Below are 20,534 nucleotides of genomic sequence, written 5' to 3'. Positions count from 1 at the left end.
CGCTCAGCCAAAAAAGATCAGACATGTTCACCGCTCGTTTTCGAACGGTGAATCACGCTCGTCCAACCAAATCAATGGGTCCTGACCCTAAGGTCCGCCTCGTCCAGCCGCCCGTCGCGATCCGGGTCGAGGCCGAGGTTTTGCATGGCCATCAGTGTGGTGAACGAGTCGTAGAGCCAATGGATGCGTATCGCCTCCAAACGCCCGCCGTCATCCAGAACGAAGTCGCCGCGCACGTCGACAAAGACGTGCGGATGGGCATCGATGGAGGTGCCCAACATTAGAGCGATTAGTGGTGCAAGTAGGCGCATGACCAGCAGATGGGCGCGCGCTGGCAGCCCCGTCAAGGGGCGCGTCACGCCGCGGGCGAGATTTGGCATGGGTGCAAGCATCAGTTGACCGATCTTCATGAATACCGACTCGATCGACTTCATCCTTCTCGAACGACGTGTTGGGTCTGGCTTTGCCACACTTGGCCGCAGATCTCGGCAACAGCTTACGGGCCTGATCGCGTCAATCTCCTAGCGCACTCACAGATCATCGGGAAACACATGTCGGCGCTGCATCGCGGTCTTGCTAGTGGCAGCACGGACGACATATTGCGCGGCGCGCTCGCCTGAAGGGGCACTGCATGACTGATCACGATTCCGATCCTGCTCGTGGGATCGCTCTGCGGCTCCTGTCGGGACTAGTTTTCTCGGTAATAGCGATCACCGTCAATCTGGTGAGCGACGCTGCGCCTGGGGCGAGATCGAGTTTTTTCGCTCGATCTTGCGACGATCCCGCTGGTCGTTTTCCTGCGCCTGCGTGGGGAATTCCCGGAGGGCCTCCGCACACTGCGCCCCTGGGAACACGTCCTGCGCTCGGGTGTCGGGACTGTCGCGATGTTCACCTCTTTCGCGGCAGTGGCCCGGCTGCCGGTGGCCGATGCGACGCTGGTCGGTTACCTGTCGCCGGCGCTGACTGCGATCGCGGGCATACTGCTGCTGGGCGAGCGGGCGAATGTGTTCCGCGTTGGGGCATCGCGCTTGACACCCGCGCCGTGGGCCGGACCGCCGGACAGCCGAGCGAGCCGCTCTCGGGCAAGCGCGGCCGCGTTACGGCGGATACCATCGGCGACACGATCACGTTCAGGCATATCGGCAAGCTTGTTCGCTAGGGCTGCAGCTCCAAAGTATCGGCCATCTTTCGGCCAAGCATGCAGGTGATGCAGTTGCACGCAAACCGTAGGCGCCGCGCAACAATACCCTTGACCTCGCGTAGGTACTGAATAATAAAAAACCAATTATCGCCGGACCGGGAGGAGTTGGCCCGGCAGAGCAGGGAGGAGGAGACACCATGCTCAGCACGCCGATCCTGCAATTCGGCACGAGCCGCTTCCTGCAGGCCCACGTCGATCTCTTTCTGTCGGAAGCCATGGCCCGCGGCGAGGCGCTCGGACCGGTCACCGTGGTGCAATCCTCGGGCGATCCGACCCGAGCCACACGGCTGCGGGGCCTCACCGCGCCTGAGGGTTACCCGGTCCGCCTGCGCGGCCTTCGCGCCGGGCAGCAGGTCGACGAGGAGCTCCGCGTCAACAGCGTGACACGCACTCTCAGCACCGCCAGCGACGTGGAGCAGCTGCTGGACCTCGTGCGCGGCGAAGTGAAAATCATCCTCTCAAACACCGCAGACGCCGGCTTCCGCCCGCAGCCCGCGGATGCCACGGCCGACACCCGTCCGCAGCAAGACATGTCCTACCCCGGCAAGCTCGCCCGCCTGCTGTTCGCGCGCTTCGAGGCAGGCGGCGCACCGATCCAGGTCATGCCGACCGAGCTGGTGCAGAACAACGGCGACGTACTGCGCGAGCTTGTGCTCGCCGCATCCGCAGACCTCCCCGACGCCTTTCGCGACTGGCTCAGCACCGATGTGCTCTGGGTGAACTCGCTGGTCGACCGTATCGTCTCGGAGCCGCTAGAGCCCGCCGGGGCCATCGCCGAACCCTATGCGCTCTGGGCCATCGAGGACCGCCCCGGCCTGATCCTGCCCTGCGCCCATCCCGACGTGCAAGTGGTCGGTGACTTGGGCCGAGTGGCGCGGCTAAAGCTCTTCATCCTCAACCTCGGCCACACCTGGATGGTCTCGCGTTGGCTGGACGAGGGGCGCGACCGGCCGTCGCTGGTCCGCGAAATGCTGGCCGATCCCGAGCGCCGCGCCGCCCTCGAGGCGCTCTACCGCGAGGAGGTGCTGCCAGGCTTTGCTGCGGCGGGCGAGGGGGCGGCAGCAGCGGCCTATCTGGCGGAGACGCTGGATCGTTTCGCCAACCCTTTCCTCGACCACGCGCTGTCGGACATCGCGCAGAACCACTCGGAAAAACTCGACCGCCGCCTCGCCGCCTTCGTCGCATGGGCCAGCAGTCGGGGCGATCGCACCGAGAAACCGCGGATCGAGGCCGCGCTGGCATGCAAGACGGAAATCGCATGAAGACCCCCATGAAAACCAGGACCATTGGCAGCACGGGCGTCGAAGTGACCGAAGTCTCCTTCGGCTGTGCCAGCATCGGCAATCTTTACCGGAAAGTGACCGATGCGGACGCCGTGGCGGTTCTTCAGACAGCCTGGGACGCGGGCATCCGCTATTTCGACACCGCACCGCACTACGGGCGCGGCCTGTCGGAGACTCGGCTGGGACGTTTTCTGCAAAGCCGGGACCGGGCCAGCTACGCGCTTTCGTCGAAGCTCGGCCGGGTGCTGTCGCCATCGCCCGAGCCCATCGCCGAGGCTGACAGCTATATCGAGCCCTTGCCCAACCTAATGACCTACGACTACTCCGGCGACGGCATCCGCGAGAGCTTCGAGCAAGCCTGCGGACGGCTCGGAGTCACGCGGCTCGACATCGCCTACGTGCACGACATCGGCGCTTATACCCACGGGGAGGCGGCCAATGCAGGGCACATGGAAGCGTTTTTCGGCAGCGGCTACGAGGCGCTGGTGAAGCTCAAGGAGGCGGGCAAGATCGGCGCCTTCGGCCTCGGGGTGAATGAGTGCCAAGTTTGCCTCGACGTGATGGACCACGGGCCCATCGACGTGATCCTGCTAGCCGGGCGCCTGACGCTGCTCGACCGCTCCGCCCAGTCGCAGCTGGTGCCGCGCTGCCGGGAGGCCGGGACGAGCCTGGTGCTGGGTGGGGTGTTCAACTCCGGCATCCTCGCCACGGGGCCGGTCGAGGGCGCGACCTACGACTACGGCCCGGCACCGAAGCAGGTGCTGGACCGCGTCGCCGAGTTGCAGAAGAACGCCGAAGCGCTTGGCATGCCGCTGGCCACCGCCGCGCTGCGGTTCGCCTTGGGCCATCACGCAACGGCTTCGGTGCTGCTCGGCACCTCCAAGGCCTCAAGCCTGACTCGCAATCTCGAGGCGCTGAAAACCCCAGTCCCCGCGGGGACGGAGGAGGCGCTTTTCGCCTGAGCCTTTCGTGGGGCCTCAGCCCAGTCGGTGGTTGCGGAGCGAGGAGAGCAGCGTCGTCTTCGAAGTCAGGAGATGCCGTCGCGCTGCCTGCTCCGAGGCCGCCGCGTCGCGCAGGAGCAGCGCGTCCAGCAGAACCAGGTGTTCGCCAATGGCTGCCTGGTTTCTGTGCCGCTCCAAGGTCTTGTCCCACATGTAGTGGTAGTGGAAGATCAGTGCGATCACCTTCTGGAACTCCGCCACGAAGCGGTTCCGCACCACCGAGTTGAGCGTCGCGTGGAAGCGCTCGTCGAGCGCCGAGAAGTCGTGGAAGTCGCTCTCGATCCGGTCGAGCAGATCGAGGTGTTCTGCGCGTAGCGCTTCGAGCTTGGGCCAGATCGGGTGACTGCCCGGCAGGGTCACGAGATACTGCACCGCGTTCAGTTCCAGCAGGCTGCGGAACTCCGACAGCTCCACCGCGAAACCCACGGTGAAGCCGAGCAGCAGCCAGCCCCCCTTTTTGCGGCGCTCAACCAGGCCGAAGCGGCTGAGCCCGGCCAGAAACTCCTGCAGGATCTGCGGCGTCACCCCGAACTCGCGCGATAGCGCCGCGACGTTGAGCGGTGTTCCTGCGGGGACGTCGAAGCGCAGGATCCATTCGAGGAAGCGCTGCTCGAGCGTCTCGGGATCCTCGGTATTTATGTCGAGCGGCACCCGGTCCTCGGCATGCGGGGCACGGAGCAGTGTCTTCTCGCGGCCCTCCCAGCGGATCAAGCCGTCGTCCGAGGCGCGCTGCAGGCAGGCGCGCACAACGGTGCGGCTGACGCCGAGCCGATCGCCGAGGGCATTCTCAGAGGGGAGCGAGTCGTCTCGGTTCAGCCCGGTGCAGAGATCGAGCAGGGCATTGTAGGTCTCGCGGAAGCGGGTGTCGCTGCGGGCCATGGGTCAGAACCCTGCGGGCCGGTTTAGCTGAGCGTGCGTCATCTGCCCCGTCCCGGTGCGCCACTTGGTATTTTACTGATGCATTAAATTAATAAAAACACTTGACCCGGGTCAAGCACCACGACACCCTGTTTTTAATAATTTTGTGCCGCGCGGGGAGGACCATGGCTCGGCACAGTCGGAGGACCCCGGGAGGACCCATGGCCAATATTTCGCAGCCGTCGCGAGACGCCTGGACCCGCATGCTGCCCAACTCGGCCGCAGCCTTTCACCGCATCTCTGCGCTGCTGACGCTGGCGATCCTGGTGATCGCCTTCTCTTTTGCCAGCCCGGCCTTCCTGTCGGTGAACAACACGCTGACTATCCTGCTGCAGACCTCAGTGATCGGGCTGCTGGGCATCGGCATGACCATGGTGATCATCACCGGCGGCATCGACCTGTCGGTGGGCTCGGTGCTGGCACTTTCGGGCACTGTGACCGGCATGATGGTCAAGGCCGGTGTGCCGGTGGTGCCAGCGATGATGCTGGGCGTCTGCATGGGCGCGGCCTGCGGTCTCTTCAACGGCTTCGTCGTCACAAAGATGAAGATCACTCCCTTCGTCGCCACGCTCGGGATGATGCTGATCGCCCGCGGCGCGGCGCTGCAACTGACCGGCGCGGCACCGATCTCGCAGCTCGGCGAGGCCTTCGGGGTGCTCGGCAATGGCGCGCTTTTCCGGGTCGTCGAGATGGGCGACAACGGCTTTCCGCGGGTGATCTTCCCCGGCATTCCCTATCCGGCGATCCTGCTGGTGGTGGTGGCGGTCGTCGCATCCTACATGCTGCGCCGCCGTGCCATCGGGCGGCACATCTACGCCACAGGCTCCAACGAGGAAGCGGCGCGGCTCTCGGGCGTGCTTGTGGATCGCACCAAGCTTATCGCCTATACGCTGTCGGGCGCCCTGGCAGGCGTGGCGGGCAATGTGCTGATGTCGCGGCTTATCACCGCGCAGCCGAGCGAGGGCGTGATGTACGAGCTCGACGCCATCGCTGCGGCGGTGATCGGGGGCGCCTCGCTCATGGGCGGCGTCGGCGGCATCTCGGGCACTATGATCGGCGCCTTCATCATCGGCGTGCTGCGCAACGGGCTGAACATGGGCGGCGTATCGTCCTTCATCCAGCAGATCGTCATCGGTTTCGTCGTCATCGGCGCCGTCTACATCGACCAGCTGCGCAACCGCCGCTGAGGCGGGCGCAGCCCCGAACGACCCCAAGAATTTTCCAACGAAGACTGTCATCTAGGGAGGAAAGACAGGATGAACGGAAGACTGACAAGCCTCATAGCCGCGAGCGCGCTGGCACTGACTGCGGCGGGCGCCGCCCAGGCGGGCGAGATCGCGGTGATCGTGAAGACCACCAGCTCCAACTTCTGGCAGAACGTGAACCTCGGCGCCACAGCCGCGATCGAGGGCCAGTCCGAGCACACCATGAGCTTCGACGGCCCGGCCACCGAGAGCGCCATCGCCGACCAGGTGAACCTCGTCGAGAATGCCATCAATCGCGGCGTCGCGGGCATCGTGCTGGCACCGTCGGACCCCGAGGCCCTGGCCCCGGCGGTTAAGCGCGCCTACGAGTCGGCGATCCCGGTAGTGATCATCGACTCTGCCCTGACCAACAGCGCCGAGAGCACCTACCAGGCGTTCCTGTCGACCGACAACTGCGCCGCGGGCGAGTTGGTCGCTAGCACGATGATCGACAAGGTCGGCACCGAGGGCAAGGTCGCGGTGATGTCCTACGTCGCGGGCGTCGGCTCCGAGATTGGCCGCGTGGGCTGCTTCAGCGACTACCTTGAGGCCAACTCGTCGCTGGAGATTGTCGGGCCGTATTACTCGCAGTCGCAGATGGCCAACGCGCTGAATCAGACCACCGACGTGCTGGCGGCGAACCCGGACCTTGTGGGCATCTTCGGCGCTAACGAGCCCACCGCCGTGGGCATGGGGCGCGCCATCGAGCAGGCCGGCAAGGCCGGGCAGATCGCGGCCTTCGGCTTCGACGGCAATGCCGACCTGCAGGAATTCGTGCGCTCGGGCACGCTCGAGGCGATCGCCGTGCAGGGCTCGTTCCAGATGGGCGAGCTGGGCGTCAACGCGGTGATGGACGTGCTGGCGGGCAACAAGATCGAGCCCTTCATCGACACCGGCGTGGTGCTGGTGACCGAGGACAATATCGACGCCCCCGAGGCGCAGAACGTCCTCTATTGAGCGATGCGGCCGGGGCCCTCGGGGTCCCGGTCAGACCCATGGAAGGAAGCGAAGCATGAGCCAGTCCCAGCAAGCCGCCGCCCGGATTGACGCCGAGACCACCCCCCTCGTCGAGATGCGCGGCATCGAGAAGCACTTCGGCGGCGTCGTGGCCGTGGACGGGGTGTCGCTGGACTTGTGCCCCGGCGAGGTGGTCGGCGTACTCGGCCACAACGGTGCGGGCAAGTCCTGCTTGATGCGCATCCTTTCGGGCGCCATGGCGCCGAGCCGCGGCGAAATCCGCATCGGCGGTGACGTGGTCGAGATGGGCTCGCCGCAGGACGCGCGCTCGCATGGCGTCGAGACCATCTACCAGACGTTGGCGCTGGCCGATCACCTCGACGCGCCGTCCAACCTGTTTCTGGGGCGCGAGCTCAAGACCCGCTTCGGCAATCTCGACGACAAGCGCATGCTGGCCGAGGCGCGCAAGGTGCTGGCGACGCTGAACCCGAATTTCACGAACCTCATGGACCCGGTCTCCAGCCTATCGGGCGGCCAGCGCCAGGTTATCGCGATTGCTCGCGCCATCTACTTCGACGTGAAGATCCTGATCATGGACGAGCCGACGGCGGCGCTCGGCCCCTCTGAGACGGCGATGGTCGCTGACCTCATCCGCAAGCTAAGGGCGCAGGGCATCGGCATCTTCCTCGTCAGCCACGACATGCACGATGTTTTCGATCTCTGCGACCGGGTGGTGGTGATGAACAAGGGCAACCTTGTCGGCGCCCATGACATCGACGAGGTGCACAAGGACGACATCCTGTCGTTGATCATTAAGGGCGAGCTGCCGACCAACTGGCGGCCGCGCAACCTAGGCGAGTTGGAGGCGGCGCTATGAACAGTCACACCGAGACCATGCTCTGCGGCATCTGCGTCGAGCCTGGCAAATTCGCGCTCGAGGCGCGGCCGAAGCCCGCCAGCACCCCCGAGGGCTGGGTGTTGGTGGATATTGCCGCCGTCGGCCTCTGTGGCACCGACTATCACATCCTCGAGAATAAGCACCCATTCTTGGAGTACCCGCGTGTAATCGGTCACGAGCTCTCCGGCCATGTCGCCGAGGATGCGGCGGGCTGGAGCAAGGGCGAGCTCGTCGTGATCAACCCCTATCTATCCTGCGGCAAGTGCAGGGCGTGTCAGCGCGGCAAGCCGAATTGCTGCATCTCCATAGAGGTGCTGGGCGTGCACCGCGACGGCGGGCTCTGCGCGCGCATCGCGGTGCCTGCGGGCAATCTCTACGCCGCCGAGGGGCTGCGGCCCGAGCAGGCGGCCATGGTGGAGTTCCTCGCCATCGGTGCCCATGCGGTGCGCCGCTCGGACATCATGGCCGGCGACCGGGTGCTCGTGACTGGGGCGGGGCCGATCGGGCTCGGCACGGCGCTCTTTGCCCGGCTCGAAGGGGCCGAGGTGCACCTGATGGACCTGAGCCCCGCGCGGCTCGAGCAGGCGCAGCGGCTTTTCGGGTTCGAGCATCTGCACGTGGCGGGAGAGCCGATCCTGAAAGGAAACCTGTCGGACGGCTTCGACCTGATCTTCGACGCCACCGGCAATGCGAAAGCCATCGAGGCGGGCTTTCCGCTCTTGGCGCATGGCTCGTCCTACGTGCTGGTCAGCGTGGTGAAAAACGAGATCACCTTCGACGATGCCGACTTCCACAAGCGCGAGACCCGCATCATTGGCTCGCGCAACGCGCTGAGGTCGGATTTCGAGCGGGTAATGGCGGCCATCGCGGTGGGCGATATCGACACGGACGCTTTGCTTTCGGAAAGCATTGCCTTGGGGGGTCTACCCGAGCGCTTCCCGCGGTTGGCCAAGGATCGAGATGCACTGATCAAAGCCGTGGTCATGCCGCTGGGGTAAGCGGGTGCCGGGACATTCGGCCCTCGGGCGCAGGACACCGGTCGAGGCCCATTAGGGCGCTGACCCTCTGGCGGCGACACGATCACCAGGAAAGCGTAGCAGCGCCGCAATCCTGCCCGCGAAAGGGAGACCGCCACAGAGGGGCGATACGCGCTTTCGCTGGGCAGGATCGACCCAGCAAAAGCTGCGTAAATTGAGACGCCAATCTGAATGCCTCGGCGGGCGTGGCATGGCAAGCGCCTGACTAGGTTGACGGCTACTGTAGAAGGCGAACGAGCCGCCGATGACGCGCGTTACATATTGGATGCTCTCGAAGCGCTGACATCGGATGTCAGCCATCACATAGTATAGCCTTATCCGAGGGCTGGGCGGGCTGGCCCGATCATTTTTTCTGAGCGCTTCTTCATGATGGTATGGTCTCCGTACCCCGCACCGGATCAGCCGGCTCAACTCGCAACAGGCACGCGGCTGGCAAGCTCCCCGGTCCAGTCAGAACAACACCGCGCGGGGAGGGGGCCGCGAAGCGTGTAAGCGTAAAGTTGCCCATTACTTTTCTTGGCCGATAAACATCCTATTCTTGGCGGCGGTGATGTGCGCGCGCATAGCTCGTTCCGCACCTCCGTGGTCCTTAGCGCGGATGGCATCCAAGATGTCGTGGTGCTCGGACAGCACTTTCTCTTGCCGCTGCGGTTCGTCCAGCATCGTCAGTGAACGCGATAAGGACACGCCAAAAGCGATCTGTTGTCGCAGTGATTCAAGCGTCGAGACAAAGAACGCGTTGTGTGAAGCTCGCGCGACTGCGAGGTGAAACCGCTGGTCAGCTTCTATCGCCAATTCTTTCTCCTGATAGCGAGTTTCCAACTCTCGCAGTGTCTTCTCGATGTCGCGAAGGTCATCTTCGTCCCGCCGGCGTGCCGCCCAACCTGCCGCGGCGCCTTCCAAGTCGATGCGAAACTCGTAGCACCTCTGGATGTCTGTGATCGAGCCGAGCGAGACAAAGCTCCCTACCTTGCAGTCAGGTCGGCGTACGACATAGCTGCCGGACCCTCGGCGGGACTGGACAATGCCGTCGGTGCGGAGTCGGGCGAGTGCGGCCCGCACGACGGGCCGCGATACGCCGAACTCTTGCGCTAGACACTCCTCGTTGGGCAAACGGCTGTGCAGTTCGTAAGTTTCGTCGGTAATCCGCGTCAGAAGGTGCTCATAGACCTGGTCTGCCAAGGATGGTTTTCCGGCGCTGCTCACGTTTGCCTCCGTCGTGGATGTGCGCACGGTCAGATCTCGATCCCCGCCGCGCGATAAATGCTTTCCATAAGCCGCAATGTTTTGAGGTTGTCCAGCCTATCGGTCTGAAACTTTCGCCCGCTGCGCAGTCCTTCAGTAAAGTCAGTAACCGCGCCGGTGAAGCAGGCCTGGTAGTTGGCCGTGAGGTCATGCTGTGACACCGCGTCCGGTCGCGAGAGCAGCGTGATCCGGTCGCGATCATAAATTAGGGTGTCGGTCTCGCCCAGTAGTTCCAACCTGTCTGTCGGAAGTGGCGGGTGTCCGGGAGCGGCGATGTTGGCATCGATGACGACCAGCGCGCCATTCTCAGCGCGTAGCTGTATCAACGCGACATCCTCGCCCTTCAGGTTCGGGTTGATGCGGTCCAGGGTTGCGCTGACCACGTCCATTTCGCCGATGATCGCGCGCAAAGCATCCAAATGGTGGATCAGCACTTCGAACACCAAGAGACGACGGAAATCCGCGAGGTAAGGCTGGCGCCCCAGTAGAAAGGGCTTCTTGCCTTCGTAGTCCCAAACTGCCGAGGCGCGGACCGTCATGCGCGCATGACGCAGCCTGCCGACCTCTCCGTCCTGCATCCGTTGCGCCAGCTCAGCGTAGTGCGGACGAAAGCGGTAGTTTTCATGAACCATGAAGCGCACGCGCTCACCTACATCAGTGATGAGAGTCTCGGCCTCGGCCACCGTAGGGGTCATGGGTTTCTGGCACATCACGTGCACGCCCTTGTCGGCGGCGATGCGCACCAGCGGCGCGTGACTGCCCACCGGGGTAATGATGTCGACAGCGTCAGGCTGCGTCTCGTCCAGCATTTCCGCCACGTCGCCAAAGACGCGAGAGATACCGAAGGCCTCCGCTTGTGCGTGTGCTTTGTCCATGTCGGGATCGCAGATCCCAACAATCTCAACGCCTGCCTGCGCTTGCCATCCAATGAGGTGAAATTGGCTGATCGCTCCGGCCCCTGCGATCGCTACCTTTAGTGTGTCATTAGCCATTTCCGGCCCTCCCATGTTTCTGTTTGCTGGTCACGCCTAGATTACCTCTATTGACACTTCAATACTAAACATTACAAATCCTGACAAATCAGGCCTCGGCTCCGTGCTTCATAGGTTCTGATTCGAGCCAGACTTCGGCACATGATCGAAGAACGCTCTTTGAATGAAGGGGGTTCGGCGCATCCCGTCCGAGTGCTGGATGATGATGATGTTCAAGGGAGGAACGCATGTCTAATTATTACAAACCTTCGCGCCGTAGCTTCATGGCTGGTGCGGCTTCGGTGTCAGCTTTGGGGCTGGCAGCCGGTCCGGCATGGGCGCAGGCTTTCCCGGAGCGTCCAGTGACGATGATCGTCCCCTGGGGCGCAGGCGGCGGTACAGATGCCACGGGTCGCATGATCGCGGCTCTATTGGAAAAGCGGCTCGGTCAGCCGTTCAATGTTGTGAACCGGACCGGTGGGGCAGGGGTCATCGGTCATTCTGCAATCGCGACCGCGCCGGCTGATGGTTACACCTTGGGTGTTGTCACCGTGGAAATCGCGATGATGCATCATCTCGGGCTGACCGATCTGTCCTATGAAGATTACACTCCGTTGGGCCTAATGAATGCCGACAGCCCGGCGATCACCGTGTCGTCGAATGGCGACTATCAGGACATTGCGTCGCTCACCGAAGCGGTGAAAGCGTCCGCACCGGGCACATTCAAGGCATCCGGTACCTCACAGGGAGGCATCTGGCATCTTGCCCTGGTGGGTTGGCTGCAGTCGCTGGGTCTAGATGGCAACCACGTGACTTGGGTGCCATCTGAAGGCTCCGCGCCGGCCATGCAGGATCTAATCGCCGGCGGCGTGGACATCGTGACCGTATCTTTGGGTGAAACGAAGGCGATGGTGGATGCGGGCCGAGCGGCGAACCTGGCGCTGATGGGGTCTGAGCGCGCAGCAAGCCATCCGGACGTGCCGACACTTATCGAGACTGGCGCAGCGGACTTCGCCCTGGCGACCTGGCGGGGCATCTGCGGCCCGAAGGACATGCCCGAGGATGCCGCTGCCGCGGTTGCCGCCGCATTGGCGGAGATCGCCGAAGATCCAGAGTTTGTGGAGTTCATGAATGGGCGCGGCTTCAACATCCGATATCTGGACCCCGAAGCGCACGGCCAGATGATGGCCGAGGCCGATACTCAAATGGGTCAGACCATGGCCGCCGCCGGACTGATTTCCGACGGCTGACCTCCAATTTGGCCATTGTGCGTCCGGGCCAGTTCGGTCCGGTCGCAGCTATCTTCGACTTTGGGGGGAGCCATGAAAGTTACCGACGCGCTTTTGGGCGCATTCTTTGTTCTGTTTGGCGTCGTGGTGCTGTGGCAGGCATCACAGTTTCCGGACTTCGCTGGCCAGCCCTACGGCGCGGCTCTGTTGCCCTCGCTGTTGGCGGCAGGCTTCGTCGTTTCTGGCGCGGTCCTCACACTACGTGACCTGCGGGCGCGGCGTTCCGTGTCGGGCCCATGGGTCGCCTTGGTGCCTGATCTTCGCGCAGGTGGCACGCCTGCGCTGTTGGCAGTTCTGGGCAACGTTCTGGCTCACATCGGACTGTCGCCACTGCTTGGCTTTCTACCCGTCGCAGTGATTGGGCTGTCCGCACTCTTCGTGGTTTTGCGCGTGCCAATGGTTCAAGCAGTGTTGATCGCGCTGCCCACGACGATTGTATGCTGGTGGCTCTTCGCTGGTCTCCTTCGCGTGCCGCTGCCGCGCGGCCTGATGGACGGGGTGCTGTGATGCCGGGCATTGATGTTCTTTCGCAGGCTCTAACACTGGTGCTCTCGCCCGAGGTGCTCGTTGCGGCGCTCGTCGCCGGAGCCTTTGGCATGTTCATTGGTGCAATGCCGGGCCTCACAGCCACCATGGCCACGGCACTTCTGGTGCCGCTGACATTTTTCATGGAGCCGATACCGGCGTTGGCGGCAATCGTTTCGGCCAGCAGCATGGCAATCTTTGCCGGGGATATCCCCGGCGCGCTCCTGCGCATTCCCGGCACGCCCGCCTCTGCCGCCTATGTCGAGGACAGTCACCGATTGACCCTGCAAGGTCGCTTGAATGAGGCGTTGGGGGCGAATTTGATCGTCTCTTGCATCGGTGGCTTGATCGGCATCGCCGTACTTGTGGTGGCCGCGCCGCTGCTGGCGGAATTCGCGCTGAAATTCACCTCGTTCGAATACTTCTGGCTCGCGACGCTGGGTCTGTCATGCGCGATCTTCGTGTCCTCCAGGGACCCGGTTAAGGCAGCTGTGGCACTGTTGTTGGGACTGCTGCTGGCTACCGTTGGGCTGGACCCGACCACCGGCGTGCCGCGCTTCACCTTCGGGGTGACGGACCTTCTGGCGGGGATAGAATTCATCCCGGCAATGATCGGGCTATTTGCGCTGGCCGAGGTTATGCGGGGCACGATTCGCCTACATGGCCGCCGCGCGGTGGCAGCGACGCCGAAAGCTTCCGGCCCGCTGTTTAAGGGAGTCGGCGGCATTATCCGACGCCATCCGACCAATGTTGCGCGTGGTTCGTTGATGGGCGTGCTGATCGGCGCACTGCCTGGGGCAGGGGCAGATATCGCCGCCTGGATGTCCTATGCGGTGTCCAAAAAATTCTCGAAGACGCCCGAGAAATACGGCTCCGGCCATGTAGAAGGGATTGTCGACGCTTCAGCGGGCAACAATGCGGCGATCGGAGGTTCTTGGATTCCGGCGCTGGTCTTTGGCATTCCCGGCGACAGCGTCACCGCCATCGTGATCGGTGTGCTTTACATGAAGGGCATGAACCCCGGTCCGACCGTGTTCCTGACGAACCCGCAACTGATCTATGCAGTTTTTATGATCTTCGTTTTGACGACGTTGATGATGGTGCCCCTGGGCTGGGGTGCGGTGAAGCTGTCCAAGCAGGCCCTACGCGTGCCGTCTCGCGTGCTGCTTCCTATCGTGCTGCTGCTGTGTATCGTCGGCGCCTTTGCCATGACCAATTCCGTGTTCGGGATTATGATCATGTTCGGCATGGGCGTGGCAGGCTGGTTGCTTGAGGAAAACGAGGTGCCGGTGGCGCCCATCATACTCGGCCTCGTGCTTGGCCCAATGTTCGAGCGCATGTTCATGACTTCGATGATCAAGTCCGGAGGTGACCTCCTGGCGTTCTTCGAGCGCCCCATCGCCGCGACTCTTGGCGCTGCCGTGTTGCTCCTATGGATCTTCTCCGTGGCAAAAGCGGTGCGTCAGCGCCGCCTCACCAAACTGACACCTACGCCGCGCTAACCGCGGCCCGCTTTCAATACAAAGGATGGACCCAGACATGAAAGACGAGACAGATTTCGTCCTGTCCGAAGAGACCCGGCAGAAGCTGCTAAAGGTCTCGACCGCCTCGGTTGCGACCGCACTTTACAAGCGCGGGCTGCGCAACCAGTTCGTGCAAGGCGTCGTGCCGGTGGAGCGCAAGCCGGTGACCATGGTCGGCCAGGCGTTCACTCTGCGCTACATCCCCGCACGTGAAGACCGGAACCCGCTCACTGCCTTCCGTAGCCGCGAGCACAAGCAGCGCGTCGCAATCGAAACCTGTCCGCCGGGGTGCGTATTGGTAATGGATGCCCGCAAGGACAGTCGTGCGGCCACCGCAGGGTCCATTCTCGTGACGCGGCTCGCCAAGCGCGGCGCAGCGGGTGTGGTGTCTGATGGCGGTGTCCGAGATGCTGTGGGGATTGGAGCTCTGGACATGCCCGCTTATTTCGCCTGCCCTTCCGCCCCGACGAACCTGACGCTGCACGAGGCGATCGACATCAATGTGCCGATTTCATGTGGCGATGCTCCAGTGTTTCCTGGTGACGTAATGCTAGGCGATGCGGATGGCGTGATGGTGATCCCTGCACATCTTGCCGAAGAGATCGCCGACGAATGCACCGCCATGGAAACCTTCGAGGATTTCGTTCTAGATCAAGTCGAAGAAGGGGCTGGCGTCATTGGGCTCTATCCCCCCACGGATGATGAAAACCTAACAAAGTTCGCAGAGTGGCAAGCACGCACGGGGCGCTGAACATGACTTATCATTTCCACGGCGCTCACCTGATCGCGGGCGAGAGGGTTTCATCCGAGATGACCTTCAAATCCTCACCTGCCACAGGCGAAGCAGCAAGTTTCTCTGCTGGCGATCCGCAGTTGGTCGAGCGCGCATGTGCCGCAGCAGGGCAGGCGTTCGCGGGCTTTGCGGCGACTTCGCGTGAGCAGCGCGCCAAGTTGCTTGATGCGATTGCAGACCAGATTGATAAACGTGGTGAGGCAATCACCGTCGTCGGCGCCGCAGAGACCGGCCTACCGGAGGCGCGACTTCAGGGCGAGCGTGGGCGCACAACAGGCCAACTACGCCTCTTCGCGACACACATCCGCGACGGTGCTTACCTTGACCGGCGCTATGATGAAGCGTTGCCCGACCGCGCACCTCTGCCGCGCCCCGACTTGCGCATGATGCAACGTCCTATCGGCCCAGTTGCGGTGTTTGGCGCATCCAATTTTCCGCTGGCCTTTTCGGTTGCAGGGGGTGACACGGCCGCCGCGCTCGCTGCGGGCTGTCCGGTGGTGGTCAAGGGCCATGAAGCCCATCCTGGCGTCAGTGAAATTGTCGCGGACGCCATCACCGAAGCAATTACGGAACTTGGCCTCGATCCTGGCATCTTTAGCCTCGTTCATGGCGGAAGCCGCTCAGTAGGCGAGGCTCTTGTGCAGGACCCACGGATCAAGGCAGTTGGCTTCACGGGGAGTCTTGGTGGGGGACGTGCCCTGTTCAACCTTTGTGCCGCCCGTCCGGAGCCGATCCCGTTCTTTGGTGAACTGGGCAGTGTCAATCCGATGTTTGTTCTGCCTCAAGCGGCCTCTGCGCGTGGTCGCGAAATCGGTGCCTCCTGGGCCGCGAGCCTGACCATGGGGGCTGGACAATTTTGCACGAACCCAGGCATTGCGATCATCGTCGACGGGCCAGAAGCGGATGACTTCCGTGACGCTGTGCGTGCTGCATTGGCTGAGATGGCGCCGCAGACCATGCTGACGGACGCCATGGCGATTTCTTTCAATGAAGGGGTGGAGCGCGTGGCGGGGGGCGCCGGCGTGCAGACGCTTATACGCAATGCATGTGATGGCCGTTCGGCGCTGCCGCAGTTGTTCGAGGTTTCCGCACAAGACTGGCTGGCCGAACATGCGTTGTCCGAAGAGGTCTTCGGGCCTCTTGGTCTGATCATTCGGGTCGCGGACGCGGCCGAAATGGAGCGGGTTGCGGGGAGCTTCGTGGGACAATTGACTGCGACCCTTCAGCTCGACGAAGGTGACACCGATCTTGGCCGCGTTCTTTTGCCTTTGCTGGACAAGATGGCGGGGAGAGTCCTTGCGAACGGTTTTCCCACCGGGGTCGAAGTGTCCGGCGCGATGGTGCATGGCGGACCATATCCAGCTTCGACGAACTTCGGTGCAACGTCTGTAGGAACGCTTTCAATCCGGCGGTTCCTGCGTCCGGTTTGCTACCAGAACATTCCAGAAGCCCTGCTGCCCGAGGACCTGAAGTAGCCCCATGCATGCAGGATGGGGGCTAAGGCCACCGGTCACCCTCTTTTACGCCGCCCCGGATCTTTCGACCAGGGGCGGCGTATCGCATCAGGCATAAGCACCGGCTGAATAAGTCAGCTCGTAGCTGTGCGAATAGATCTCGAAAATGTTCCCGAAGGGATCTTCGACGTAGACCATGCGATAGGGCTTTTCGCCAGGAAAATACTCTCGCACAGGCATCCGCTGCTTGCCACCGGCGGCGACGATCCGTTCCAACAACGCTTCGAGATCAGGGTCTTGAATTGCGAAATGGAAGGTGCCGTGGCGTCGGTAGTCGAAGTTGTTCTCTGGTTCATAGTTTCCTTTGAACTCGAAGAGCTCCACGCCAATCCCGTCCCCGGTGGACAGATGTGCTATGCGCAGATGTTGCCAGCCCGGCCCGAAGACATCGGTGCACATCGTGCCAATGGCGCTGTCATCTTCGGTGACCTCGCTCGGAGGCATCAGCACGTAAAAGCCCAGGACTTCAGAGTAAAACTTCACCGCTGCTTCAAGGTCGGGAACCGAAAGGCCGATATGGGAAAAGGTACGTGGGGTCATGTTGGTCTCCTATGATCTCGTGCAGGAGAGGTAGACAGCGGGCCGGGTTTTGTGAAATTATCAATTCTCATCCTAATCCAAACAATTCGTAATGAATGCATGCTCAACGCTACTTGGATCGAGACCTTTACGGTCCTCGCGGAGGAGGGCCATTTCACGCGCGCGGCTGAGCGGCTCAACATGACGCAACCCGGCGTTTCGCAACAGTTGCGCAAGCTTGAGTTGCAGATCGGCAAGGCGCTGATCTTGCAAGAAGGTAAAGGGTTTACGCTTACGCCGGCGGGTGAGGTCTTGAAAGATCTCGGTTTGAAGCGACGTGCGGAGGAGCGCGTGCTACGTCAGGCGATCGGCCGCGATGAACCTGACACCGGGGAGGTGCGCGTTGCTTGCTCTGGCAGCTTTGCCATGATGTTTTACCCGCGAGCCATTGATATGATGCGCGAAGCTGAGGCTCTGTCGGTTCACGTGGAGGCGGCGCCGAGTAGTCGTGTATTGGAAGGGGTCTTGAACGGGGACTTCGATCTCGGTGTCATCGACGAAGATCCGGGGCACCCTCGCATTGCCGCGCAAAACATCGGTAGGGAAGAGTTGTGCCTGGTTTTGCCCGAAGGCACCCCTGAGCCGGTGGGCTTTGGCACTCTCGAAGTCCTTGGGCTGGTCGCGCATCCCGATGCTTATAGCTACGCAGATGACCTATTTTCCCGAAATTTTCCTTCGGAATTTTCGGGGGCAGATCGCCTGAAGATCCGGACGAGCGTGAACCAGATTGGTCAAATTCCAACCCCGGTCGCATCGGGTGTTGGTTACACTCTTCTGCCTCGCAGTGGTTTGTCTGCTTTCCCTGAAGCACATCGGATAAAGATCGCAACGCTGCCGCAACCACAGTTTCATGAGCTTTGGTTGATTACGCGGCGGGCCATTGTGCCGAGCAAACGCTTGCAGCGGGTCATGAAAGTGGCACTCAGCCTCGCTGAGACCCTGTAATTGGCAGGCGGCGCAGCCCAAGCGCGCCGCCTGCCATTAGTGTGACGTCAGCGTTCTGCCTTCGGCGTCCAAGCGTACTGCTGCATGGGCGCATCCACGGGCGTCTCGGCGAGATGGTTGGTATAGTTGCTCATCACCTTTTGTGCGATGCAGAGCACGATTTCCAGCACCTGCTGCTCGCCATAGCCGGCGGCGTAAAAGGCCTCCAAATCGCTGTCGCTCGGGTTCCCGCGGCTGTCAGTCATCTTCAGCGTAAAGGTGCGAAGCGCTTCCAACTTGGGTGTGGGCAGCGGTGTTTCGTCGCGCAGCGCGTCGGAGATTTCGTCGTCTACCTTCATCATCTTGGCGATGCCGGTGTGGGCGGGCACGCAGTAATGGCACTTGTGGTAGACGTTGATGGTCTGCCAGACGACGGTTTTCTCTTCGGCGTCAAACGAGGTCTCTTCGGCGAAGAGGCGGTGCAGTACTTGGTATCCATCCAGCAGCGACGGCGCGCGGGCCATGACCGCGTGCAGGCCGGGCAGCCGGCCAAATGCAGCTTTGGATTTTTCGATCAGCGGAACGGCCGCGGAGGGGGCGGTGGTCTCGTCGAGTTTTTCAAACTTGGTCATTCTGTGGCCTTTCGTATCAGACTGGTACGGCCAACCTGCTTATTTTTGAGCGAATGCTCAAGTGCCGATTTGAGTGAATGCTCAAATTTTTTGTGATCCATTGCACCTTGGTCGCTGCACGCTTTAAGTAGAGCAATGGCACGCACCGCTTCATATGACCGTGATACCGCCCTTGAGGCCGCGATGATCCTCTTCTGGAAGAAAGGCTATCATGCCACGTCTCTGAAGGACCTTGAGGGAGCGCTGCACATGAAGCCTGGGTCAATTTACGCAGCCTTTCAGAGTAAGGAGGCGCTTTTTCGCGCCACGCTGAACCGTTACGCTGAGCGCATGACAAGAGAGATGGAGGCCCTGATCGCGGCCAGCGAGACGCCAATTGTGGCGCTCCAAGGGTACCTCGAGGGCTTGGCAAATCTTGCCCCGTGTGATCGTCCCTCGACGGCCTGCATGTTGGTGAAGTCGCTTCTGGATCTGCCTGACGACGGCGATCTACGCAGCTTTGTCACCATGCATCTCGATCACGTGGAGCAGGTAATTGGAACGGCTCTTCGGGCTGCGCAAGCGAAGAACGAATTGCCGGAGTCGACGGATACAGCGCGATTGGCGCGACGCATTCAGACCTACATCTTCGGCCTGAAGGTTCAGGCTCAGAGGGAGACCGATCCTAAGCGCATGCGAGAGTTGTGCGATGATCTGGCGTCTGAGATCGGACGCGCAGCGAAGGATCAAGCTCGCCAGAGCGCCTGACGTACGCCATTGTGGAACGGCCAGAGCTTCACGAGCTCTTCGGCAAGAAGCAGTGCGACCACCCAGACGACGGGCGCGTCCAACCAGAGCACCAGCGCCGCGCTAAGTGGCACTTTGAAGGCCCATTGCGACCACAAAAAGATGTGCATCACGTAGACAGTACGCCCGGCAGCGCGCAGCGAGTTGCCACAGATCGCATTCGAATTCTTGGGCCAGGGGAGTAGGATTAAAACAGGAAGGAAGCTGATCAAAGCAGCGCGGGTCTCCGGCGCCAGCGAGGGATAGAGTGGATCCGAGGAGAGGATCACCATTGTATAGAGGCTCGCCACTACCGCGGACATGAGGAATGCTCCTTTCCACGCCATTCGCAGTGCGCCGCGCAAGCTTTCTGAAGGGCCTTCGCGGCCAAGATGTTGCGCTACGAAAATGCCGACCGCCTGCGCCCAGGCCATGCCGAAGGTACCAGCCACCTGTATCCATGGCAGGATCAGGGTCAGCGCCGCGAACTGCCGGACATCGTAGGCAGCATAAATCAACATACAGACGCTGGAAGACGCCTGCGCACTGAAGAAGGTCGCAGCCACTGGCAGGGCAAAGGCCAAATGCGATTTCATGCCCCGCCAAAGAGGCGGCATCTCGACGTCCGACACTGGTCGCAGTCGAAGTCCGATCAAATACCCGACGCGCAAAACGGCACCAGCCACGCTGCCGATCGCTGCGCCAGCCAAGCCCATATGTGGCAGGCCGTAGTGTCCGTGGATCAGTGCCCATGACAGGGTGACGTTCACGGGCACCGACAAGAGATAGCTGATGAGTGGCCTCCGCGTGTCGCCAGTTCCGTTGCAAAAAGCTGTGAGGCTCTGAGCTACGGCTTCGCTGATCACAACGCCGACGAAGATGACCAAGTAGGTGCGCGCACCCGCTTGAACATCAGAGTTCTGTCCGGACATGGCGAGCAGGCTGTCGGCGGCCAGCCAAAGAGCGCCGAGACCCAAAAGGCAGACCATCAGGCTGATCGCCAGCCCTTCGTGGAAAGTGGCGCGCAAGCGGGAGGGACTCCCTGAGCCATATGCCTGCGCCGCAAGGATCTGCGAAGCGTTGGCAAAGGCATTCTGTGCTCCCAACAGCAGCCCGCCGATGGCACTGGCGAGGCCCATCGCCGCCAGCGCTTCTTCACCCAGAGGGGCCACCAGCCAGGCATCGATGACGACGATGCCATGCAGCATCAGCATGCGAACCGCCATAGGCCAGGC

21 protein-coding genes are annotated in these 20,534 nt (G+C 62.1%); 14 read left to right on the top strand and 7 right to left on the bottom strand.

Features of this window, described 5'->3' with window-relative positions:
- Positions 1-71 precede the first annotated feature (71 nt).
- Complete coding sequence (locus ACXAJT_RS23930) at positions 72-434, bottom strand: DUF1007 family protein (RefSeq protein WP_475240177.1); 363 nt, start codon at positions 432-434, stop codon at positions 72-74.
- Between the two features lie 300 nt (positions 435-734).
- Between ACXAJT_RS23930 and ACXAJT_RS23925 the strand changes: the two genes are divergently transcribed.
- The 3 genes from ACXAJT_RS23925 (at position 735) to ACXAJT_RS23915 (ending at position 3,446) form a co-directional block, all read left to right on the top strand.
- Positions 735-1,208 carry an EamA family transporter gene (locus ACXAJT_RS23925; protein WP_475240180.1) on the top strand — a complete coding sequence of 158 codons (474 nt, stop codon included), beginning with the start codon at positions 735-737 and terminating at the stop codon, positions 1,206-1,208.
- Positions 1,209-1,338: 130 nt separating this feature from the next.
- On the top strand, positions 1,339-2,463 hold the full coding sequence (locus ACXAJT_RS23920; protein ID WP_475240174.1) for a mannitol dehydrogenase family protein: 1,125 nt from the start codon (positions 1,339-1,341) through the stop codon (positions 2,461-2,463).
- Between the two features lie 8 nt (positions 2,464-2,471).
- The gene (locus ACXAJT_RS23915) at positions 2,472-3,446 is read left to right on the top strand and encodes an aldo/keto reductase (protein WP_475240171.1); all 975 of its coding nucleotides are present in this window, start codon (positions 2,472-2,474) and stop codon (positions 3,444-3,446) included.
- Positions 3,447-3,461: 15 nt separating this feature from the next.
- Here the strand turns inward: ACXAJT_RS23915 and ACXAJT_RS23910 are convergent, their stop codons facing one another.
- Complete coding sequence (locus ACXAJT_RS23910) at positions 3,462-4,364, bottom strand: GntR family transcriptional regulator (RefSeq protein ID WP_475240168.1); 903 nt, start codon at positions 4,362-4,364, stop codon at positions 3,462-3,464.
- Positions 4,365-4,564: 200 nt separating this feature from the next.
- Here ACXAJT_RS23910 and ACXAJT_RS23905 point away from each other — a divergent pair, with 200 nt between their 5' ends.
- The 4 genes from ACXAJT_RS23905 (at position 4,565) to ACXAJT_RS23890 (ending at position 8,500) form a co-directional block, all read left to right on the top strand.
- Complete coding sequence (locus tag ACXAJT_RS23905; protein ID WP_475240165.1) at positions 4,565-5,590, top strand: ABC transporter permease; 1,026 nt, start codon at positions 4,565-4,567, stop codon at positions 5,588-5,590.
- Positions 5,591-5,659: 69 nt separating this feature from the next.
- Positions 5,660-6,604, top strand: a complete 945-nt coding sequence (locus ACXAJT_RS23900; protein WP_475240163.1) for a substrate-binding domain-containing protein — start codon at positions 5,660-5,662, stop codon at positions 6,602-6,604.
- A 55-nt stretch (positions 6,605-6,659) separates the two neighbouring features.
- Complete coding sequence (locus tag ACXAJT_RS23895; RefSeq protein ID WP_475240161.1) at positions 6,660-7,481, top strand: ATP-binding cassette domain-containing protein; 822 nt, start codon at positions 6,660-6,662, stop codon at positions 7,479-7,481.
- A complete protein-coding gene (locus ACXAJT_RS23890) occupies positions 7,478-8,500 on the top strand; it encodes a zinc-binding alcohol dehydrogenase family protein (protein ID WP_475240159.1) in 1,023 nt (340 codons plus the stop codon). Before ACXAJT_RS23895 ends, ACXAJT_RS23890 begins: the two co-directional genes overlap by 4 nt.
- A 546-nt stretch (positions 8,501-9,046) precedes the next feature.
- On the opposite strand, the gene ACXAJT_RS23885 is transcribed toward ACXAJT_RS23890, so the two are convergent.
- Together ACXAJT_RS23885 and ACXAJT_RS23880 are read right to left on the bottom strand one after the other, a co-directional pair.
- Entirely contained in the window at positions 9,047-9,745 is a 699-nt protein-coding gene (locus ACXAJT_RS23885; protein WP_475240156.1) for a FadR/GntR family transcriptional regulator, read from the bottom strand.
- A gap of 29 nt (positions 9,746-9,774) precedes the next feature.
- Positions 9,775-10,776 carry a Gfo/Idh/MocA family protein gene (locus ACXAJT_RS23880; protein WP_475240154.1) on the bottom strand — a complete coding sequence of 334 codons (1,002 nt, stop codon included), beginning with the start codon at positions 10,774-10,776 and terminating at the stop codon, positions 9,775-9,777.
- Between the two features lie 227 nt (positions 10,777-11,003).
- Here ACXAJT_RS23880 and ACXAJT_RS23875 point away from each other — a divergent pair, with 227 nt between their 5' ends.
- The 5 genes from ACXAJT_RS23875 (at position 11,004) to ACXAJT_RS23855 (ending at position 16,360) form a co-directional block, all read left to right on the top strand.
- A complete protein-coding gene (locus ACXAJT_RS23875; RefSeq protein ID WP_475240151.1) occupies positions 11,004-12,005 on the top strand; it encodes a Bug family tripartite tricarboxylate transporter substrate binding protein in 1,002 nt (333 codons plus the stop codon).
- A gap of 72 nt (positions 12,006-12,077) precedes the next feature.
- Positions 12,078-12,551, top strand: coding sequence for a tripartite tricarboxylate transporter TctB family protein (locus ACXAJT_RS23870; protein WP_475240149.1), 474 nt, complete (start codon positions 12,078-12,080; stop codon positions 12,549-12,551).
- On the top strand, positions 12,551-14,071 hold the full coding sequence (locus tag ACXAJT_RS23865; protein WP_475240146.1) for a tripartite tricarboxylate transporter permease: 1,521 nt from the start codon (positions 12,551-12,553) through the stop codon (positions 14,069-14,071). Before ACXAJT_RS23870 ends, ACXAJT_RS23865 begins: the two co-directional genes overlap by 1 nt.
- A 37-nt stretch (positions 14,072-14,108) precedes the next feature.
- On the top strand, positions 14,109-14,843 hold the full coding sequence (locus ACXAJT_RS23860) for a ribonuclease activity regulator RraA (RefSeq protein WP_475240143.1): 735 nt from the start codon (positions 14,109-14,111) through the stop codon (positions 14,841-14,843).
- 2 nt (positions 14,844-14,845) lie between these two features.
- Positions 14,846-16,360, top strand: a complete 1,515-nt coding sequence (locus ACXAJT_RS23855) for an aldehyde dehydrogenase (NADP(+)) (RefSeq protein ID WP_475240141.1) — start codon at positions 14,846-14,848, stop codon at positions 16,358-16,360.
- An 87-nt stretch (positions 16,361-16,447) separates the two neighbouring features.
- Here the strand turns inward: ACXAJT_RS23855 and ACXAJT_RS23850 are convergent, their stop codons facing one another.
- On the bottom strand, positions 16,448-16,939 hold the full coding sequence (locus ACXAJT_RS23850; protein WP_475240139.1) for a lactoylglutathione lyase family protein: 492 nt from the start codon (positions 16,937-16,939) through the stop codon (positions 16,448-16,450).
- A gap of 99 nt (positions 16,940-17,038) precedes the next feature.
- Between ACXAJT_RS23850 and ACXAJT_RS23845 the strand changes: the two genes are divergently transcribed.
- Positions 17,039-17,923: a LysR family transcriptional regulator gene (locus ACXAJT_RS23845; protein ID WP_475240138.1), complete on the top strand. Its 885-nt coding sequence runs from the start codon at positions 17,039-17,041 to the stop codon at positions 17,921-17,923.
- Positions 17,924-17,970: 47 nt separating this feature from the next.
- Here ACXAJT_RS23845 and ACXAJT_RS23840 read toward each other — a convergent pair whose 3' ends face one another.
- Positions 17,971-18,534, bottom strand: a complete 564-nt coding sequence (locus tag ACXAJT_RS23840; protein WP_475240136.1) for a carboxymuconolactone decarboxylase family protein — start codon at positions 18,532-18,534, stop codon at positions 17,971-17,973.
- A gap of 135 nt (positions 18,535-18,669) precedes the next feature.
- On the opposite strand from ACXAJT_RS23840, the gene ACXAJT_RS23835 reads away from it, so the two are divergent.
- The gene (locus tag ACXAJT_RS23835) at positions 18,670-19,281 is read left to right on the top strand and encodes a TetR/AcrR family transcriptional regulator (RefSeq protein ID WP_475240134.1); all 612 of its coding nucleotides are present in this window, start codon (positions 18,670-18,672) and stop codon (positions 19,279-19,281) included.
- Here ACXAJT_RS23835 and ACXAJT_RS23830 read toward each other — a convergent pair.
- Positions 19,260-20,525, bottom strand: coding sequence for an MATE family efflux transporter (locus ACXAJT_RS23830; protein ID WP_475240131.1), 1,266 nt, complete (start codon positions 20,523-20,525; stop codon positions 19,260-19,262). The two genes, ACXAJT_RS23835 and ACXAJT_RS23830, sit on opposite strands and share 22 nt — an antisense overlap.
- Between the last annotated feature and the right edge of the window lie 9 nt (positions 20,526-20,534).

It is taken from the genome of Salipiger sp. ABF4_146 (assembly GCF_056161345.1).
This window is presented reverse-complemented; position numbering and strand designations above follow the sequence as displayed.

What these genes read in the sequence shown, in the direction of transcription:
- ACXAJT_RS23910 (WP_475240168.1), bottom strand. Translation starts at nt 4,364, where the DNA reads ATGGCCCGCAGCGACACCCGCTTCCGCGAGACCTACAATGCCCTGCTC.
- ACXAJT_RS23920 (WP_475240174.1), top strand. Translation starts at nt 1,339, where the DNA reads ATGCTCAGCACGCCGATCCTGCAATTCGGCACGAGCCGCTTCCTGCAG.
- ACXAJT_RS23880 (WP_475240154.1), bottom strand. Translation starts at nt 10,776, where the DNA reads ATGGCTAATGACACACTAAAGGTAGCGATCGCAGGGGCCGGAGCGATC.
- ACXAJT_RS23900 (WP_475240163.1), top strand. Translation starts at nt 5,660, where the DNA reads ATGAACGGAAGACTGACAAGCCTCATAGCCGCGAGCGCGCTGGCACTG.
- ACXAJT_RS23870 (WP_475240149.1), top strand. Translation starts at nt 12,078, where the DNA reads ATGAAAGTTACCGACGCGCTTTTGGGCGCATTCTTTGTTCTGTTTGGC.
- ACXAJT_RS23850 (WP_475240139.1), bottom strand. Translation starts at nt 16,939, where the DNA reads ATGACCCCACGTACCTTTTCCCATATCGGCCTTTCGGTTCCCGACCTT.
- ACXAJT_RS23830 (WP_475240131.1), bottom strand. Translation starts at nt 20,525, where the DNA reads ATGGCGGTTCGCATGCTGATGCTGCATGGCATCGTCGTCATCGATGCC.
- ACXAJT_RS23845 (WP_475240138.1), top strand. Translation starts at nt 17,039, where the DNA reads ATGCTCAACGCTACTTGGATCGAGACCTTTACGGTCCTCGCGGAGGAG.
- ACXAJT_RS23905 (WP_475240165.1), top strand. Translation starts at nt 4,565, where the DNA reads ATGGCCAATATTTCGCAGCCGTCGCGAGACGCCTGGACCCGCATGCTG.
- ACXAJT_RS23875 (WP_475240151.1), top strand. Translation starts at nt 11,004, where the DNA reads ATGTCTAATTATTACAAACCTTCGCGCCGTAGCTTCATGGCTGGTGCG.
- ACXAJT_RS23890 (WP_475240159.1), top strand. Translation starts at nt 7,478, where the DNA reads ATGAACAGTCACACCGAGACCATGCTCTGCGGCATCTGCGTCGAGCCT.
- ACXAJT_RS23855 (WP_475240141.1), top strand. Translation starts at nt 14,846, where the DNA reads ATGACTTATCATTTCCACGGCGCTCACCTGATCGCGGGCGAGAGGGTT.
- ACXAJT_RS23930 (WP_475240177.1), bottom strand. Translation starts at nt 434, where the DNA reads ATGAAGTCGATCGAGTCGGTATTCATGAAGATCGGTCAACTGATGCTT.
- ACXAJT_RS23835 (WP_475240134.1), top strand. Translation starts at nt 18,670, where the DNA reads ATGGCACGCACCGCTTCATATGACCGTGATACCGCCCTTGAGGCCGCG.
- ACXAJT_RS23865 (WP_475240146.1), top strand. Translation starts at nt 12,551, where the DNA reads ATGCCGGGCATTGATGTTCTTTCGCAGGCTCTAACACTGGTGCTCTCG.
- ACXAJT_RS23860 (WP_475240143.1), top strand. Translation starts at nt 14,109, where the DNA reads ATGAAAGACGAGACAGATTTCGTCCTGTCCGAAGAGACCCGGCAGAAG.
- ACXAJT_RS23840 (WP_475240136.1), bottom strand. Translation starts at nt 18,534, where the DNA reads ATGACCAAGTTTGAAAAACTCGACGAGACCACCGCCCCCTCCGCGGCC.
- ACXAJT_RS23895 (WP_475240161.1), top strand. Translation starts at nt 6,660, where the DNA reads ATGAGCCAGTCCCAGCAAGCCGCCGCCCGGATTGACGCCGAGACCACC.
- ACXAJT_RS23915 (WP_475240171.1), top strand. Translation starts at nt 2,472, where the DNA reads ATGAAAACCAGGACCATTGGCAGCACGGGCGTCGAAGTGACCGAAGTC.